The 18,096-nt window shown below is 72.7% G+C and carries 12 protein-coding genes; 8 read left to right on the forward strand and 4 right to left on the reverse strand.

Going from position 1 to position 18,096, the window contains the following annotated elements; translation table 11 throughout:
• Positions 1–108 precede the first annotated feature (108 nt).
• The 4 genes from OIE69_RS14375 (at position 109) to glgB (ending at position 8,191) form a co-directional block, all read left to right on the forward strand.
• Positions 109–2,106 (forward strand): alpha-1,4-glucan--maltose-1-phosphate maltosyltransferase, encoded by a 1,998-nt coding sequence (locus tag OIE69_RS14375; protein WP_326572346.1) that lies wholly within the window; start codon positions 109–111, stop codon positions 2,104–2,106.
• Positions 2,103–3,803 (forward strand): maltose alpha-D-glucosyltransferase, encoded by a 1,701-nt coding sequence (treS, locus tag OIE69_RS14380; RefSeq protein ID WP_326572347.1) that lies wholly within the window; start codon positions 2,103–2,105, stop codon positions 3,801–3,803. The genes OIE69_RS14375 and treS overlap by 4 nt, the downstream gene beginning before the upstream one ends.
• 262 nt (positions 3,804–4,065) lie before the next feature.
• Complete coding sequence (locus OIE69_RS14385; RefSeq protein WP_326572348.1) at positions 4,066–5,523, forward strand: maltokinase N-terminal cap-like domain-containing protein; 1,458 nt, start codon at positions 4,066–4,068, stop codon at positions 5,521–5,523.
• A gap of 37 nt (positions 5,524–5,560) precedes the next feature.
• Positions 5,561–8,191, forward strand: a complete 2,631-nt coding sequence (gene glgB, locus OIE69_RS14390; RefSeq protein WP_326572349.1) for a 1,4-alpha-glucan branching enzyme — start codon at positions 5,561–5,563, stop codon at positions 8,189–8,191.
• A gap of 9 nt (positions 8,192–8,200) precedes the next feature.
• Here the strand turns inward: glgB and OIE69_RS14395 are convergent, their stop codons facing one another.
• Positions 8,201–9,397 (reverse strand): hypothetical protein, encoded by a 1,197-nt coding sequence (locus tag OIE69_RS14395; protein ID WP_326572350.1) that lies wholly within the window; start codon positions 9,395–9,397, stop codon positions 8,201–8,203.
• A 45-nt stretch (positions 9,398–9,442) separates the two neighbouring features.
• Here OIE69_RS14395 and OIE69_RS14400 point away from each other — a divergent pair, with 45 nt between their 5' ends.
• Positions 9,443–9,592 (forward strand): hypothetical protein, encoded by a 150-nt coding sequence (locus tag OIE69_RS14400; protein WP_326572351.1) that lies wholly within the window; start codon positions 9,443–9,445, stop codon positions 9,590–9,592.
• A 3-nt stretch (positions 9,593–9,595) separates the two neighbouring features.
• A complete protein-coding gene (locus OIE69_RS14405) occupies positions 9,596–9,931 on the forward strand; it encodes a hypothetical protein (protein ID WP_326572352.1) in 336 nt (111 codons plus the stop codon).
• Positions 9,932–9,965: 34 nt separating this feature from the next.
• Here the strand turns inward: OIE69_RS14405 and OIE69_RS14410 are convergent, their stop codons facing one another.
• A complete protein-coding gene (locus OIE69_RS14410) occupies positions 9,966–10,745 on the reverse strand; it encodes a metallophosphoesterase family protein (protein WP_326572353.1) in 780 nt (259 codons plus the stop codon).
• Positions 10,746–10,946: 201 nt separating this feature from the next.
• Between OIE69_RS14410 and OIE69_RS14415 the strand changes: the two genes are divergently transcribed.
• Both OIE69_RS14415 and OIE69_RS14420 read left to right on the forward strand, forming a co-directional pair.
• On the forward strand, positions 10,947–11,843 hold the full coding sequence (locus OIE69_RS14415; protein ID WP_326572354.1) for a DUF4231 domain-containing protein: 897 nt from the start codon (positions 10,947–10,949) through the stop codon (positions 11,841–11,843).
• 48 nt (positions 11,844–11,891) lie between these two features.
• On the forward strand, positions 11,892–12,773 hold the full coding sequence (locus tag OIE69_RS14420) for an alpha/beta fold hydrolase (protein ID WP_326581153.1): 882 nt from the start codon (positions 11,892–11,894) through the stop codon (positions 12,771–12,773).
• A 7-nt stretch (positions 12,774–12,780) separates the two neighbouring features.
• Here OIE69_RS14420 and fxsT read toward each other — a convergent pair whose 3' ends face one another.
• On the reverse strand, positions 12,781–16,698 hold the full coding sequence (gene fxsT / locus OIE69_RS14425; RefSeq protein WP_326572355.1) for an FxSxx-COOH system tetratricopeptide repeat protein: 3,918 nt from the start codon (positions 16,696–16,698) through the stop codon (positions 12,781–12,783).
• Positions 16,682–18,025 carry a TIR-like protein FxsC gene (locus tag OIE69_RS14430; protein WP_326572356.1) on the reverse strand — a complete coding sequence of 448 codons (1,344 nt, stop codon included), beginning with the start codon at positions 18,023–18,025 and terminating at the stop codon, positions 16,682–16,684. Before OIE69_RS14430 ends, fxsT begins: the two co-directional genes overlap by 17 nt.
• Positions 18,026–18,096: the final 71 nt, after the last annotated feature.

Consider the following 18,096-nt stretch of genomic DNA (forward strand, 5'->3'; position numbering starts at 1 on the left):
GAGTGAACGCGGACAGGAGCGGTCATGCCCACAGGCAGGCATCCGAAGGAGCAGATAAAAAGAGCGGAAGGTACCCGTCCGGCCACCCGCACAGACTGGTGAGGCGCAATGATCGGTCGTATCCCCGTCCTGGACGTCCGCCCGCTGGTCGACTGCGGCCGCCGCCCCGCCAAGGCCGTGGTCGGCGAGACCTTCCAGGTCACCGCCACGGTGTTCCGCGAGGGACATGACGCGGTGGCGGCCGACGTGGTCCTGCGCAGCCCCGCGGGACGTTCCGGGCCACGGATCCCCATGCGCGAACTCGCCCCCGGCACCGACCGGTGGGGCGCCGAGGTGACCCCGACCGCGGAGGGCCGCTGGACGTACGCGGTGGAGGCCTGGAGCGATCCGGTGGCCACCTGGCGGCACCACGCGGGCATCAAGGTCCCCGCGGGCATCGACACCGAACTGGTCCTCGCCGAGGGGGCCGAACTGCACGAGCGCGCGGCGGCCGGGGTGCCCAAGAAGGACGGCCGGGCCGTGGTGCTGGCCGCGGCCGACTCGCTGCGCGACACCTCCCGCACACCCGCCGAGCGGCACGCCGCCGCCCTCGCGGCCGACGTGGTGGAGGTGCTCGGCCGGCACCCGCTGCGCGACCTGGTCAGCGCCTCCCGTCCGGCGGCCCTCCAGGTGGAGCGGCAGCGCGCGCTGTTCGGGTCCTGGTACGAGATGTTCCCCCGGTCCGAAGGTGCCGTGGTGGACCCCACGGGTCGGCGACCACCGAGGTCCGGCACCTTCCGCACGGCGGCCGAGCGGTTGCCGGCGGTCGCCGCGATGGGCTTCGACGTGGTCTACCTGCCACCCGTGCACCCGATCGGCGCAGCGTTCCGCAAGGGGCCGGGCAACACGCTGGACCCCGGCCCGCACGACGTGGGCTCGCCCTGGGCGATCGGCTCCGCGGAGGGCGGCCACGACGCCGTCCACCCGGACCTCGGAACGATCGAGGACTTCGACTTCTTCGTGGAGCGGGCGCGCGAGCTGCGGCTGGAGATCGCCCTGGACTTCGCGCTGCAGTGCTCCCCCGACCACCCGTGGGTCGGCAAGCACCCCGAATGGTTCACCACCCGGGCGGACGGCTCGATCGCGTACGCCGAGAACCCGCCGAAGAAGTACCAGGACATCTACCCGATCGCCTTCGACGCCGACTTCAGCGGCATCGTGCAGGAGACCGAGCGGGTGCTGCGGCACTGGATGGACCACGGGGTGCGGATCTTCCGCGTCGACAACCCGCACACCAAGCCGGTGGTCTTCTGGGAGAAGGTCATCGCCGACATCAACCGCACCGACCCCGACGTCATCTTCCTGGCGGAGGCCTTCACCCGTCCGGCCATGATGCACACCCTGGCCCAGATCGGCTTCCAGCAGTCGTACACCTACTTCACCTGGCGCAACGGCAAGCAGGAACTGACGGAGTACCTGACGGAGCTGTCCGGCGAGGCCGCGAGCTACATGCGGCCCAACTTCTTCGTCAACACCCCGGACATCCTCCACGCCTATCTGCAGCAGGGCGGCCGCCCGGCGTTCGAGGCGCGTGCGGTCCTGGCGGCGACCCTTTCCCCCACATGGGGGGTGTACGCCGGATATGAGCTCTGTGAGAACGCGCCGGTGCGCGAGGGAAGCGAAGAGTACCTACACTCGGAGAAGTACGAGCTCAAGCCCCGCGACTGGGCGGCAGCCGAGGCCGACGGCCGTTCGCTGGCTCCGCTGCTCACCACGCTGAACCGGCTGCGACGCCGCCACCCCGCGCTCCAGCAGCTACGCGACCTGCGCTTCCACCCCGTGAACAACGACGCGGTGCTGGCGTACTCCAAGCGCTCGGGCGACGGCAGCGATGTCGTACTGGTGGTCGTCAACCTGGACCCGCACCACACCCAGGAGGCGACCGTCTCGTTGAACATGCCGGAACTCGGCCTCGCGTGGCACGAGTCCACCCCGGTGCGCGACGAGCTCACCGGCGAGACCTACCACTGGGGCAGGGACAACTATGTGCGCCTCGAGCCGGGCCGTACGCCCGCGCACATCCTCACCCTGCGACCTACTCCATCGACAGGAGGGTCACCCACTTGATCGTCAACGAACCCGTACCTGACACGTTCGAAGACACCCCGGCCAAAGACCGGGACCCCGACTGGTTCAAGCGGGCCGTCTTCTACGAAGTGCTCGTACGGTCCTTCCAGGACAGCAACGGCGACGGCATCGGCGACCTCAAAGGGCTCACCGCCAAACTGGACTATCTGCAGTGGCTGGGCGTCGACTGCCTGTGGCTGCCGCCGTTCTTCGCCTCGCCGCTGCGGGACGGGGGCTACGACGTCGCCGACTACACGGCCGTACTACCGGAGTTCGGCGACCTGGCCGACTTCGTGGAATTCGTGGACGCCTCCCACCAACGCGGGATGCGGGTGATCATCGACTTCGTCGTCAACCACACCAGCGACCAGCACGAGTGGTTCCAGCAGTCCCGCACGGACCCGGACGGCCCCTACGGCGACTACTACGTCTGGGCGGACGACGACAAGCAGTACCAGGACGCCCGCATCATCTTCGTCGACACCGAGAGCTCCAACTGGACCTTCGATCCGGTGCGCAAGCAGTACTACTGGCACCGCTTCTTCTCGCACCAGCCGGACCTCAACTACGAGAACCCCAAGGTCCAGGAGGAGATCCTGGCCGCCCTGCGGTTCTGGCTGGACCTCGGCATCGACGGCTTCCGGCTGGACGCGGTGCCGTACCTGTACCAGGAGGAAGGCACCAACTGCGAGAACCTGCCGCGCACCCATGACTTCCTGAAGATGGTCCGCGAGGAGATCGACGCCCACTACCCCGACACGGTGCTGCTCGCCGAGGCCAACCAGTGGCCCGAGGACGTGGTCGACTACTTCGGCGACTACACCAAGGGTGGCGACGAGTGCCACATGGCCTTCCACTTCCCGGTGATGCCGCGCATCTTCATGGCGGTACGCCGGGAGTCGCGCTACCCGGTGTCGGAGATCCTGGCCAAGACCCCGGCCATCCCCAGCAACTGCCAGTGGGGCATCTTCCTGCGCAACCACGACGAGCTGACGCTCGAGATGGTGACGGACGAAGAGCGCGACTACATGTACGCGGAGTACGCCAAGGACCCGCGCATGCGGGCCAACATCGGCATCCGGCGCCGGCTCTCCCCGCTGCTGGACAACGACCGCAACCAGATCGAGCTCTTCACCGCACTGCTGCTCTCCCTGCCGGGCTCGCCGATCCTCTACTACGGCGACGAGATCGGCATGGGCGACAACATCTGGCTCGGTGACCGCGACGCGGTGCGCACCCCCATGCAGTGGACCCCGGACCGCAACGCGGGCTTCTCCTCCTGCGATCCGGGCCGGCTCTACCTGCCGACCATCATGGACCCGGTCTACGGCTACCAAGTCACCAACGTCGAGGCGCAGATGAGCTCCCCGAGCTCGCTGCTGCACTGGACCCGCCGGATGGTCGAGATCCGCAAGCAGAACCCGGCCTTCGGTCTGGGCTCGTACACCGAACTCCCCTCCACCAACCCGGCCGTCCTGGCCTTCCTGCGCGAGTACAAGGACGACCTCGTCCTGTGCGTCAACAACTTCTCGCGCTTCGCCCAGCCCACCGAGCTCGACCTGCGGTCCTTCACCGGCCGGCATCCCGTCGAGTTGATCGGCGGGGTGCGCTTCCCGGCCATCGGCGAATGGCCTTATCTGCTCACCCTCGCCGGTCACGGCTTCTACTGGTTCCGGCTGCGCCGCGACGCGGTGTAGGCGGGCCCGCCGGGTGACGGCGACCCGGCGGCCCGGCACGGTTTCGTGCCGGGCCGCCGGGGCAGGCTCCCCCTGCCGGATCCAGCGTCATATCGGATGCTGTACGGGCCCTTGTCCCTCGTACGTCAAGTACGCCAAGTACGCCAATTGATCCACCGGCTCGGATGATATTCGTCCGACACGTCCCACTCGTCGGACCATCGCCGCAGCGCGCCCCTTCACTTAGGGAACCAGCAGGCCCGGCACCCGAGGAAAGGACGTCATGTCGGACACCTCGTGGCTTCGCACCTCCGCAGTCCGGTCGGGGACCACCGTGCCCCCGGCGCCGGGGCTGCTCCCCGCGCTCGTCCCGATGTTGCGGGAGTGGCTGCCCCGGCAGCGGTGGTTCGCCGGGAAGGGACGGCCGATCAGCGGCCTCGGACTGGTCTCGGCCACCGAGCTGCTGCCCGCCGACGGGCGGCTGGGCACCCCGGGGCTGCTCCATCTGCTGCTCGACGTCCACCAGGACGTGCAGGAGCGGATGCCCGGAACCGGACGCGGGCAGCCGGCCGACACCTACCAGTTGCTGCTCGGCACCCGGGCACTGCTGCCGCCCGCGCTCGCGCCCGCCCTCGTCGGGCACGCCGTCGGCGGACCCCTGGACGGCCTGACCATCTACGAGGCGCTGCACGACCCGCGTCTGACGTCCCTGCTGCTGGAGCGGCTGCGCGCCCCCGGCCGCACCGGGCACCTGCGCTTCGGTTCCGAGCCGGGCGCGGCGATCCCTGCGGGGCTGGCGCCTCGGCTGTCCACCGCCGAGCAGTCCAACAGCTCGGTCATCTACGGCGACACCTTCATCCTCAAGCTGTTCCGGCGGATCGCCCCGGGCCCCAACCCCGACCTGGAGCTCTCGCTCGCCCTGGCGCGGGCGGGCTCGCGGCGGGTCCCGGCGCCCGCCGCCTGGTTCGAGGCGCTCGGCATCTACGGGGAACCCGCCACGCTCGGCGTGCTGCAGCGTTTCCTGCCCGGTTCCGCCGGGGCGTGGGAACTCGCCCTGCAGGCGGTGGAGGACGGCACGGACTTCTCCGGCGAGGCGCGCGCGCTGGGGCGCGCCACCGCGGAGGTCCATCTGGCGCTGTCGCGCGCCCTGCCGACGAGCACCCTGCGCCGTCCGCAGATCGAACTGCTCGCCGCCGCGATGGCCGGGCGGCTGGACGCCGCCGCGGCGGCGGTGCCCGCCCTGCGGCCGTACCGCGCCGCGCTGAGGACCGCCTTCGACGACCTCGCGGCGCTCGGCACCCGCGGCACGACGCTGGCCGCGCAGCGCATCCACGGCGACCTCCACCTCGGCCAGGCCCTGCGCACGGGGCCCGGGGGCTGGGTGCTCATCGACTTCGAAGGCGAGCCGGCCCGGCCGCTGCCCGAACGCCGCCGTCCCGCACCCCCGGTGCAGGACGTGGCCGGAATGCTGCGCTCCTTCGACTACGCCGCCCGGCACCACGACCCGTCCGCCCCCGGGGCGCCCGAGTGGGCGGAGACGCAGCGCGCCGCCTTCTGCGCGGGCTACGCGGAGGCCGCCGGTACCGATCCGAGGGACGAGCCCGTCGCCATACGAGCCTTCGAGACCGACAAGGCCGTCTACGAAGTGCTCTACGAGGCCAGGCACCGGCCCGCCTGGCTCCCCATCCCCATGGCCGCGGTGCGCCGTCTCGCGCAGCCGCCGCACGGCCGCACCCCCTGACCGGGCACCCCCACGCCCATCCGAGGAGGACCTGATCGTGACCGATCGCCAGCCGTTGCCCGACGCCACCCCCGGCACTCCCGGCCCGGGCGGGAACGGGAGGGCCCGCGCCGCACGTCCCGCACGCGGCACCGGATCCGAGGGCTCGGCTCCCCCGCCGCCCCCCGCAGCCCCGCCGAACCCGCCGGCCTCGGCCACCCGGCCGCAGAAGGCGGCCGGTGCGAAACCCGCCCGCGGTGGGAAGGCCTCCGGTGCGCAATCCGCGGCCGAGGGCGCCGGCCCGGCCGCCGCGGGCCGCCCGCGACCGGACGCGTCCGGCTCCTCCGAGGCCGTCGCGCGCGGCTACGACCCCGCCGGGTCCGAACGCCCGCCCGCCTCGGGCACCGCCCCGCGCACCGCGCCCCCCGCGGGCGTCGGCCACCAGGCGCCGCCGCCCGCGCCCGAGGTCGCGCCGGCCGCGGGCCCCGTGACCGGCGACGTTCCGCCGGCCCCGGAACTCGACCCGGGCGAGCGCCGGCGGCTGCTGGACGGCGCCCACCACGACCCGCACGGGCTGCTCGGCGTCCGCCGCGTGGCGGACGGCCTGGCCTTCCGGACCCTGCGGCCGTACGCGCGCAGCGTGGCCGTCGTCACCGGCGACGGGACGCGGACGGTGCTGAACCACGAGGGCGACGGGCTGTTCAGCGGGGTGCTCCCGCTGACGGAGGTCCCCGAGTACCGGCTGGCCGTCGCCTACGACGGCGACGAGCGCGAGGTCCACGACCCGTACCGCTTCCTGCCCGCGCTCGGCGAGTTCGACCTGCACCTCATCCACGAGGGGCGGCACGAGCAGCTGTGGCAGGCGCTGGGCGCCGAGCCGATGACCCACGAGGGCGTCACCGGCACCCGGTTCACCGTGTGGGCGCCCAACGCCCGCGGGGTGCGGGTGGTCGGTGACTTCACCTACTGGGACGGCACCGCCTTCCCGATGCGCTCGCTGGGCTCCTCCGGCGTGTGGGAACTGTTCCTGCCCGAGGTCGGCGAGGGGCAGCGCTACAAGTTCGAGGTCTGCGGCGCGGACGGCGGACGGCGGCTCAAGGCCGACCCGATGGCCCGCCGCACCGAGGAGCCGCCGGCGACCGCCTCCGTCGTCACCGCGTCCCACCACGAGTGGCAGGACGCCGACTGGATGGCCTCGCGCGGCGGCCTGCCGGTGCACGAGGCGCCCTTCTCGGTGTACGAGGTGCACCTCGCCTCCTGGCGGCCGGGGCTGTCCTACCGCGAACTGGCCGAGCAACTCCCGGCCTATGTACGCGATCTGGGCTTCACGCACGTGGAGCTGATGCCGGTCGCCGAACACCCGTTCGGCGGGTCGTGGGGCTACCAGGTCACCTCGTACTACGCCCCGACGGCCCGGATGGGCACCCCGGACGACTTCAGGTACCTGGTCGACGCGCTGCACCGGGCGGGCATCGGCGTCATCATGGACTGGGTGCCGGCCCACTTCCCCAAGGACGACTGGGCGCTGGCGGACTTCGACGGCACCAACCTCTACGAGCACCCCTGGCGCGGGGAGCATCCCGACTGGGGGACGCTGGAGTTCGACTTCGGCCGCACCGAGGTCCGCAACTTCCTGGTGGCCAACGCGGTCTACTGGTGCGAGGAGTTCCACATCGACGGGCTGCGGGTGGACGCGGTCGCCTCGATGCTCTACCTCGACTACTCGCGCGAGGACGGCCAATGGGCGCCGAACGCGTACGGCGGCCGCGAGGACCTGGACGCCGTCGCCTTCCTGCAGGAGATGAACGCGACCGTCTACCGGCGCTGCCCCGGTGTCGTCACCATCGCGGAGGAGTCCACCGCCTGGGACGGCGTCACGCGCCCCACCCACCACGTCGGCCCGGCCGGCTTCGGCGGGCTCGGCTTCGGCCTGAAGTGGAACATGGGCTGGATGCACGACTCGCTGGAGTACGTCCAGCACGAGCCGGTGCACCGCAGGTACCACCACAACGAGATGACCTTCTCGATGGTGTACGCCTACAGCGAGAACTACGTCCTGCCGATCTCGCACGACGAGGTCGTCCACGGCAAGGGCGCGCTGGTGGCCAAGATGCCCGGCGACTGGTGGCAGCAGCGCGCCACCCACCGCGCCTACCTCGGCTTCATGTGGGCCCATCCGGGCAAACAGCTGCTCTTCATGGGCCAGGAGTTCGCCCAGGGTGCCGAGTGGTCCCACGACCACGGGCCGGACTGGTGGCTGCTCGACGAGACCTACTCCGCGGCGGGTGACCACCGCGGCGTACGGGACCTCGTCCGGGACCTCAACACCCTGTACCGGGCCACGCCGCCGCTGTGGCAGCGCGACACCACCCCGGACGGCTTCGCCTGGCTGGACGGCGGCGCCGCCGAGGACAACGTCTTCTCCTTCGTGCGCCTGGACGCCGGGGGGAATCCGCTGGTCGCGGTCAGCAACTTCTCGCCGGTCGTCCGGCACGGCTACCGGATCGGCGTGCCGGACGGGGTGGAGGCGCTGCGGGAGGTGCTCAACACCGACGCCGCCGCGTACGGCGGGAGCGACGTCACCAACGCCGAGCCGCTGAAGTCCGAGCCGGTCGCCTGGAACGGCCGGCGCCAGAGCGTGCAGTTCACGCTGCCCCCGCTGGCCACGGTCTGGCTGCGGCCGGCCTGACCGTACACGTCACGGGATGCCGAGTGCGGCCCGCCTGCGCCACGCCAGGTGCAGGCAGGCCCGCCCCGCGGAGTGGGTGCGGGGGTGCCGGGCGTAGCCGAGGACGTTCTCCTCGGTGAAGGGCAGCCCCCGCTGGCCGTGGCCGACCACGATCACGCCCTCCTCGTTGCGCTCGGTCATGCCGCCGAAGACGGTGTCGAAGGTCGCGGCCTCCCACACGCAGACGGTGAGCAGCTCCGGCTTCCAGTTCAGCGGGTCGAGCCCGAGCCCCAGAAAGCTGAAGCGGGCCCGGCCCTCGCGGGCGGCGCGGTTCATGCTCGCGTACGGCTCGTCGGTGTCGTAGTCGAGGGTCGCCCCGCCGACGCCCCCGGCGTCCGGCGCACCGAGGAACTCCTCCGCGTACTCGCGCATCGTGTTGTGCCACAGGTCCAGGTCGGAGTGCCAGACCGGCAGCACGTCGGCGTGCGGCTGGAACTCCCCGGCGGGGACGACGTGGGTGGTGTTCATGGCGGTGGCCACGCCCTGGGCGTCGCGCCGGTGGAGGAAGAAGTACGCCCGGTCGCCGTCGACCCTGACGGTGAGGGTGCTGACGCCGGACTGGGCGCAGCGGCGGCCCAGGTCGAAGGGGTCCCCCAGCCAGCGGCGGTAGCGGCCGGCCATCGGGGCGTCGCCGTCACGGTGGCGCAGGGCGGCCTCGTAGGCGAGCGGCTCGGCGGTGTCGTACGAATCGAAGTAGCCCGCCAGTGCGAACTCCAGGGCCGGTGCCCCCTCCCCGGGCGTCACCGCGGTCAGCCGGTAGCCGGGCCCGTTGAACCACATCGCGGGCCGGTCGTACTCCCCCACGGCCGAGGCGAAGCCGTCCCGGCGCGGCCAGTAGCCCCGCAGCCTGCGCTTCGCCGCCTCGAACTCCCCCTTCCCCGGCTCCGGTTCGGGCCGCAGGCTCAGCCGCACCCGCGCGGCGGGCAGCGGCTCCTCGGGGATCCACCCCGGCGCCGTGAGCAGCGCCAGCTCCCCGTCCCGCGCGGGATGCGCGGCCAGTCCCGCCTCCGCCAGCTCCGCGCGGTGCTCCTTGAGGTGCCGGCGCACCTCGATGAAGCGGTCGACCGCCCGCTGCCGGCGCACGGTGCGCTGCGGCTCCCACGCCAGATACGCCGCCACGGCCGCCAGCGGCAGGCCGGCCACCGCGGTGAGCGTCCCCACATCCATGCGGCGTTCCTACCAGTGGCGCCGGGGCCGGACAACACTGTTCCCATGGCGGTGACACAGCAACTCGCACGGGTGACGGAGGAGTTCCTGGCCCGATGCCGTACGGCGGCCCGGGAGAGCCCGGACGGCGACCCGGGATGGGACCCGCCGCGCGAGGACGTGCTCGACCTCGACTGGGCACCGGCATCGCTGTAGAGGGTGTGCCGGGCCGCGGGCGCGGCGGCACCGGCCCTGGCCGCGCCGGAGCGCGCGCTGGACGGCGACCCGGAGGTCACGGTCGCCTTCCTCGACCACCCTGAGGCGGTCGGCGTGTTCGGGCCGCCTCCCGGCGCGGTCGCCCCGGCGGGCGTGACCCTGGTCGCGGAGGGTCTGGCGGCGATCGACTGGGACGCGGTGAGGGCGCACGGGGCGGACCACGGGCTGCCGGGCGTCCGTGATCCCTGGGGATACCTGACGGGGCACTTCACCGCGCTGCGCGCCTTCTACGAGCAGGCCTCGCGGCGGGGGCTGTACGTCGTCGGGTGGTGGGACTGAGCCGTCCTCACAGCGCGTCGGGTGCACCGCGGAGTCAGCCGCCGTCGCGCGGGCGCTGCGGCGCGGGCCGCCCGTCGCGCGGGCCCCACGCGTCGATCACGGCCTCGGCCGGATGGCAGCCGAGGACGTACTCCCGCGCCCACCGCGCCGCGCCGTCGAAGCCGGACTCCGCGACGATCCGCGCGGCCGCCGTCTCGCGGTCGTAGACGGTGCGACGCAGCTGGACGCCGCCCGCGCCCAGGAGCGCCCAGTGGGCGCCGCCGCGGCCGTACGGCATGCCGACGCTCCCGGGGTTGACGACCAGCCGGCCGTGGACGACCCGGGCGTACGGCATGTGCGTGTGCCCGCAGACGACGGTCTCCACCTCGGGGGCGACGCCGGACATCACCTCGGCCCAGCGCTCGGCGCGGGAGTCGACGAGCACGATCTCCTCGTCGTCGCGCGGGGTGGCGTGGCAGAACAGCGTCCGGCCCGGGCCGTCGACCTCCAGCTCCACGGTGTCCGGGAGGCCGGCCAGCAAGGTCACCTGGTCCTCGCGGAGCCGCCGCGCGGCCCAGTCCGACTCCGGGTACCCGGTGGTCCTGCCCGTACGGCGGTGCCCGACCAGTTCGCGGTCCGCGTTGCCGCGGATCCACAGGGCGCGCCCGCCGAGGTCGCTCAGCGCGTCGAGGGTGGGCACCGGCATCGGGCCCGCCGCGTGGTCCCCGGTGAGGACCACCCGCTCGGCGGCGCGGACGTCGGGCTCGGCCAGTACGGCCTGCAGGGCCGGCAGGTTGCCGTGGACGTCGGACAGGACCGCGACTCGTCTCAGCACACCCGTCAGCCTGCCCGCCGCTGCGGCCTGTGCGGCGCGCGTTCGCCGAGGGCGTGACGGACCTGCCGCCGCGGCGCCGCGCGCGGCCACAGCGCGTGCGGGGAGCGGGAGTTCGGCCGGACGCCTACTGGGCGGCCACCCCCCTGCGCGCCCATACTGAGGCGACTGCGGGATTCGGCGAGTACCGGGGGGCCGCTGCCGATGGTGAGCGAACGGGAGTTGCTGCCGGACCTGTTCTGGGGCGCCGACCGGGCGTCGCTGCGGGGCCAGTTGCAGACCGTACGGCTGTCGCGCCGGCAGCTCGGCCTGCTCACGGTGGCCTCCGTCTTCAGCTCGTTCGACGCGACCGCGGGCCGCCTGCACTGGGCCTCGTGGCTCGCGGCCGCCCTGTTCGCGTTCGCCGCGTGGACGACCTGGGTGATCCACCGCCACAACCCGCAGGCTCTCTGGTACGAGGGCCGGGCGCTGGCCGAGTCCATGAAGACGCTCGCCTGGAAGTACTCGGTGCGGGCCGACCCCTTCACGCCACCCGGAGACGAGCGCGACCCGGACGCCCTGTACCGGCTGCAGCTCGGCGACGTCCTGCACACCTTCCGCCGCAGCAGGGCGCTGCCCCCGCACGTCGACTCGGGCATCACCCCGGCGATGCGGCGGCTGCGGGACGCGCCGCTGCGCGTGCGGCACGACGTGTACCTGCGCGAGCGCATCCGGGTGCAGCACGAGTGGTACAGGGTCAAGGCGGCCCGCTGCGAGGTGAACGGGCGCCGGGCGGGACGCCTGGCGATGACGTTCCCGCTGCTCGGCATCCTGTTCCTGATCCTGCGGGCGGGCGGCTGGTCCCCCTTCGACACCCTGGGCTTCGTGTCGGCCATCACGGCCTCGGTCGCCGCCTGGGCGCAACTGCGCCAGTACAGCCCGCTGGCCGCGGCGTACCGGGTGGCCGCGGACGAACTGGAGCTGATCCGGGTGCAGCTGGCGTCGCTGGACCTGGACGACCCGCATGCCGAGCACCTGTGGTCCCAGCTGACCCGCGACGCCGAGGACGCGGTGTCCCGGGAACACACCACCTGGCAGGCGAGGCGCGAGATGCGGGTGTGAGGGACGGGCCGGAGGACACACGAGAGGGGGCCGCTCGGAGTGCGTGTGGTGCGGGCGAGGGACGGGCGGGAACTGGCGGTGGAGACCCGGGGCGATCCGCGGGGCAGACCCGTGTTCCTGCTGCACGGCACACCCGGCAGCCGGCTCGGCCCGGTGCCGCGCAGTGCGGTGCTGTACCGGCTGGGTGTGCGGCTGATCTCCTTCGACCGGCCCGGCTACGGCGGTTCCGAGCGGCTGCCCGGCCGGCGGGTCGCGGACGCCGCCGCCGACGTCGCGGCGATCGCGGACGCCATGGGCCTGGACGCGTTCGCGGTCGTCGGCCGCTCGGGCGGCGGGCCGCACACGCTGGCGTGCGCCGCGCTGCTGCCGGACCGGGTGAGGCGCGTGGCGGTGCTGGTGGGGCTCGCGCCGCGGGACGCGCGGGGGCTCGCCTGGCACGCCGGGATGACCCGGTCCAACGTCCGTGACCACACCACCGCCGACGCGGCGCACCGGCGGCTCGCCACCCGGCTGGAACTGCGCTCCCGCACCATCCGCGACGATCCGGCCAGCCTGCTCGCCCTGCTCCGCGAGGAGATGCCGCTGCCGGACCAGCTGGTGATCGCGGACGCGGGCCTGCGCACGATGCTGCTGCGCACCTACGCGGAGGCGCTGCGCACCTCGGCCGACGGCTGGATCGACGACACGATGGCGTTCAACCGGAGCTGGGGGTTCGGCCTGGACCGGATCGCGGTGCCGGTGCTGCTGTGGCACGGCGAGGACGACGTGTTCTCGCCGGTGGCGCACTCCCGCTGGCTTGCCGAGCACATCCCCGGCGCGACCATGGTGGTGCAGCCGGGGGCCGCGCACTTCGCGGCCCTGTCGGTGCTGCCCCGGGTGCTGGCCTGGGCGGCCGCCGGGGACGGCCGGGAACGGTCCGTGCCCGCCTGACCGCCGCTCACACCGGCTGCGGCTCCAGGTCCCGGTTGACCCGGTACCACTCGCGGGCGGCCCGGCTGAGGGGGTGCTCCTCGCCGAGCAGCCGTACGCACTCCGGGAGCACCTTGCCGCGGATCGCCTGCGCCCGTGCGTGCCGACCGGACTGCCGCAGGGCGTAGGCCAGGTTGATCTCGCAGGCCAGGGCGTCCGGGTGCTCGGGTCCGTAGCGCTCGGTGAGGCCGCGCAGGGCGGTCTCCAGGAGGGTCACGGCCCGGTCGTTGTCGCCGAGTTCGCCCGTGGCGTTGGCCAGGTTGATCGTGCAGTTGAGGGTGTACGGATGGCGGGGTCCGACGGCCCGCTCCAGCCGGGCCAGGGTGTCGTTGCCGACCGCCACGGCCTCCTCGGCGTTGCCGCTGCCGCGCAGGTAGATGGCGAGGTTGTTGCGGCAGGCCAGGGTGAACGGGTGGTCGTCGCCGAGCATCCGGCGGTAGGAGGCGAGGGCGTCGGCGGCCAGGTCGCGGGCCTTCTCCTTGTCGCCGGCCGCCGAGTAGTCGGCAGCGAGGTTGAGCGCGCAGGCAAGCGTGTCGGGCACGTCGGGTCCGTACCGCTCCAGGTAGCGGTCGTAGGTCACCTGGGTGAGCCGCATCGCCTCGGCGGCGCGACCCGCCTTGCGCAGCGAGACCGCGAGACTCTTGGCGTTGCGGAGCGTCTCGGGCACGTCGGGGTTGAGGACGTCCTGGAAGACGTCCATCACCTCTTCGAGCATCGCGACGGATCCGGTGTAGTCGCCGACCTCCCGCAGGTCGCGGGCGAGATTGGCCTTGGTGGACAGGGTGTACGGGTGGCGGTCGCCGAGCATCGGGGTACGCCGGTCCACGGTCTCCTGGTCCAGGCGGCGGGCGAGTTCGGAGTCCCCGGTGAGCCGGTAGTCGATGGCGAGGTTGTTTGCCGCGACGAGCGAGCGGGGGTGCTGCTCGCCGAAGATGTCCTTGAATCCGGCGTAGATCTCCTCGTCGCGTTCCCTGGCCTCCTGGAAGAGGCCGAGCGCCCGCAGGTCCGCGGCGAGGCTGCCGCCGGTGATCAGCGTGTGCGGGTGGCCGGGGGGCAGCAGGGAGGTCTGCCGGGCCAGGGTGTCCTCGTCGTACTGCCGGGCCTCCGGGTACTTGCCCTGCGACCGGAGCACGTTGGCGAGCTCGAACTGCAGGTTGAGGGTCTGCAGGTCGTCCTCTCCGAGGGACTGCTTCCACACGCCCAGCAGCTGCTCGGCCAGCAGCCGGGCCTGCTCCAGCTCGCCGCTCTTCCACAGGTAGCGGACGCGGTTGACCAGCAGCTGGCGCGGCTTCTCCTCCCGGCACTCCTCGGCCTGCGACGGGGCGAGGTGCGGCCAGATCAGCTCGAACCCGGGCCAGTTCGCCGGGTCGTTGATGGCGTCCTCCGGCGGCCGGGCCTCGGCGAGGATGCGGTGCACCTCGTGCATCGTCTCCTGCCGGTCGTCCTCCGTCATCTCGGCGCGCACGGCGGCCTGCACCAGCCGGTGCACCTGGATGCTGCTGTCGGCCGGGTCGACCTTGGCCAGGGCGAAGCGGTTCAGCGCCTGGATGACCTTGCCGAGCATGTAGCGGTCGCGCAGCTGGGGGTCGTGGGGCAGCAGCGCCTGGATCATGGAGTCGCTCTCGATCAGGGTCATCGAGATCGGCTCGGCCGCGAAGAACGCGCACAGCTCCAGCAGCCGGACGGCGGCCTTGGACTGGTTGCGCAGCCGGCTGATCGAGATGCTCCAGGTCGCGCCGACCTCCCGCGGATAGCCGGCGGCGGTGGTGACCGACAGGGCCTTGGTCGTCTGCTCCTTGAGCTGGTGCACATAGACGTCGACGGGGGTGGCGGTCTCGGCGAGCCACGCGGCGGCCACCTCGACGGCCAGCGGCAGGTCACCGACCGCCTCGGCCACCTGCCCGGCGTCCTCCCGGGTCATGCCGCCGACCCGGCGGCGCAGGTGCTCCACGCTCTCCGAGCGGTTGAAGACCTCGATCTCCAGCGGCTCGGTCGGTCCCGTCGGCGGCTTGTTGCGGGCGGTGACCACGATGTGGCCGCGCCCACCGGGGAAGAAGCGGCGTACCCGCTCGGGGTCCTCGACGTTGTCGAAGACCAGCAGCCAGCGCGCGAAGCGGGTACCGGCGGCCAGTTCCTCCCGGGCCGCCTCGGCGGCCTCGGACACGCTGTCGCCGACGCGCAGCTCCAGGCGGCGGGCGAGCTCGGCGAGGGAGGGCGCGATCCGGTCCTCCTGCTCCGCCTCGATCCACCACACCAGGTCGTAGTCGGCCTTGAAGCGGTGCGCGTACTCCAGCGCCACCTGCGTCTTGCCGACGCCGCCGAGGCCGTGGAGGGTCTGCGGGAAGGGCTGGACGGAGGGGTTGCCGCCGCCCAGGCGGTCGCGCAGCCGGTCCAGGACAGTGGAGCGGCCGGTGAAGAAGGTGTTGCGGGGCCGCAGGTTGGACACCTTGGGGTCGCCGACGGGGTAGCGGGGGCCGCCCGCCATGGCCGTCGGGTTGAGGTCCGCTTCGTCCCGGCCGAGGGCGCGCAGCAGGGTGGTGGCGGCCGCCGAGTGGTCGAGCCGCACCAGGCTGACCGGGCTGCGCTGTGCCAGCGGCGGGCCGGGGCGTACGTCGCCGACCCGGATCGGCATCAGCTGGTGCTGCGGGCCCGCGGGGTCGGTGCCCGAGCTCGACTCCCACACCCGCATGGCCCGCCGGGACCGCAGGTAGGCGGCGGACAGCACGACGAGGGTCCGGGAGGAGGCCCCGGCCACGGCGGGCTGTTCCGCGGGGGCGGTGTGGGTCTCCACGTCCCAGGGGACGACCCGGAACCCGGCCCGGGTCAGGATCCACTCGATCCAGTCCGCCCACATGCGGTCCTCGGGCACGTACGCCAGCACCAGCCCCGACGGCGGGACGGGCCTGCGCCGGGTGAACTCCGCCGCCCAGCGCAGCCGTTCGGACTCCGCGATCGGGGGCAGCGAGGTCACCGAGCCGCCGGAGACCACGGAGGTGAGGCGTTCGCAGGCCGACAGCATCGAACTGGACAGGCCCGGGGCGTCCCCGAAGGTCGCCAGGATCTCCTCGTAGGCGTAGAAGGGGCGGTACGGGATCTCCACCGACCCCCAGTAGGAGACGAGTTCGTCGTCGTCCATCCCGGCCGGCAGGCCCTCGAACCGGGCGCGGGCCAGGGCCCGTCCGGCGTCCGCCTTCTCCTTCTCGCCGTCGTCGATGCGCATCGGCACGGGGAAGATGCGGATGCCGCGGCCGTTGTAGCGCTCCTCGATGTCGCGGGCGACGGCGGAGGCGCCGTAGATGCTCTGGTCGCTGAGGGTGAAGCAGACCACCAGCTCGTCGGGCATGTGGACGGTGCAGATGTCGGCGATGTCGCTGAGGCCGGTGCGGCTGTCGATGAGGACGTAGTCGTAGTGGCGCCGCATGTCCGCGCGCATGGCGTCCAGGAACTGGCCGCCGCCGAAGCGGTCGTAGAAGACGTCCCAGTCGATGCCGGTGAGCGCGGTGGAGTAGTTGCGGTCCTGCCGGCCGGCGGACAGGTAGTCCAGGCTGCCGCCGTCGGGGAACGCCCAGTTGAGGGATATGGCGTGCGGGCGGACCCGGGCGAACTGGCGGTGCCAGTCGGGCGGCCGCGGCACGTCGCGCAGCGCCTCCTCCCGGTACTCGGTGATCAGGTCGATCATGCCGGTGGTGGCCGCGAGCGCGGAGGAGTCGAGGAAGGGGTGGAAGAAGCGGAAGAGGCCCGGGGCCTCGAGGTCCCAGTCCACCGTCAGCACCCGGTGGCCGTTCGCGGCGAGGATCCAGGCGGTGTTCGCCAGGGCCATGGTCCGTCCGGTGCCGCCCTTGTACGAGTAGAACGTGATCACACGTCCGTTACGGCTCTCGGTCATCCTGGCCCTCCGGCTTGTCGGGTTCAGTGGTGCCGCGGTCGTCGTGCAGGCCGTGCGGGGAGGAGCGGTCGGATCCGTACGCCCCGGCGGACGGACCCCGGAGCCTGGGGCGCGAGCTGTGCGGGCCCCGGGGCGGGAAGGCCGGGGCGTGGGCGGCGTAGTGCTTGGCCGCGCGTCCCACGGCCCTGGGCACGTCGTCGCTGAAGACCTCGAGGCTCGGGATGTTGTTGCGGACGAAGCGCCCGCCCGTGCCGTCCGCGCGGCTGGGGTCGAGGGCGTCGTCGGCGAGGCGGCGCAGGTTCTCCTCGTGGCCGCCTGACTCCGGGTCGGCACGGTTCCACGGCACCAGGACGCTGACCCAGGGCCGGTGCTCGCTGCCGAAGCGGCTGAGCATCTCCCGCCGTTCGGCCGATGCCAGGGCCCAGCGGTCGAGCAGCAACAGCCCGGGGGCGGTGGGGGTGGGGTCCAGCAGGCGGTCCAGTTCCTCCTCGAACACCCCCACGCTGACCCGGTAGTCGAGGTTGCGCGCCAGGTCGGCGGCGTGGTCGGCCAGCGGCCGGCTGCTCTGCGGGCGGTACGGGTTCCAGTCGCGCGGCGAGGGCCCGTAACAGCTGGGGCTGCGGCCCGCGGGCAGTTCCTCGGTGTCGCAGCAGGCGAGCACCGTCACGCGCAGCGGCCGGCTGGCGCCGGGGGGCCCGAAGGCGCTGGGGACGTGGTGGTAGTCGAGGTGGCGCCCTTTGGCGATCTTGGTGTCCTCGACGACCTGCACGATGCGCTGGGCGAGGCGGTAGACGGCCCGCTCGTACTCGTGCTTGAGGTAGCTGAGCTTGATCAGCCCGTAGAAGCCCTCGGCGGCGTAGTCCTCCCCGAAGTCCGCGTGGTTGAACTGCAGCCCCTCGGCCGGGCCCGGCATGTCGTTCGCCGCGACCGGCACCCACAGCGCGGGCACGATGCCGGATATCTGGCGGTCGTGCAGGGACCGGTGGTAGACGGCGCGCTGCGAGAAGGCGTACCACTCCTTGCCGCACTGCTGGCTGCGGAAGTAGCGGGGCGAATAGAGCGGGACGAACACCCGGCAGTGCGCGAGCGCCTCCGCGAGCGATTCGGGCCAGCCCTCGCCGACGTTCATCCCCCGGTCCATGAAGCCCGCCCTCACTCCGGCGGGCAGCGTCGTCATCTGCAGGATGTGCGCGCACAGGTCGTTGTAGAGCTTGGCGACCCACAGGTCGGGGTCGGGGTCCGAGGGGTCGTTCCTGGGGGTGTGCGCATAACTGAGGAAGAAATAGGGCTTGTCCGAGGCGTCTCCCTGCCCCACGGGTAATGCCATGCGCCATCTCCCCCGCCCGACCTACACGACCCCGCTCCACCCCTCGCGAGGGAATCTCAGTGTAGGAACCG

The organism is Actinacidiphila glaucinigra, from assembly GCF_035918135.1.
Classification (GTDB): Bacteria; Actinomycetota; Actinomycetes; order Streptomycetales; family Streptomycetaceae; genus Actinacidiphila; species Actinacidiphila glaucinigra.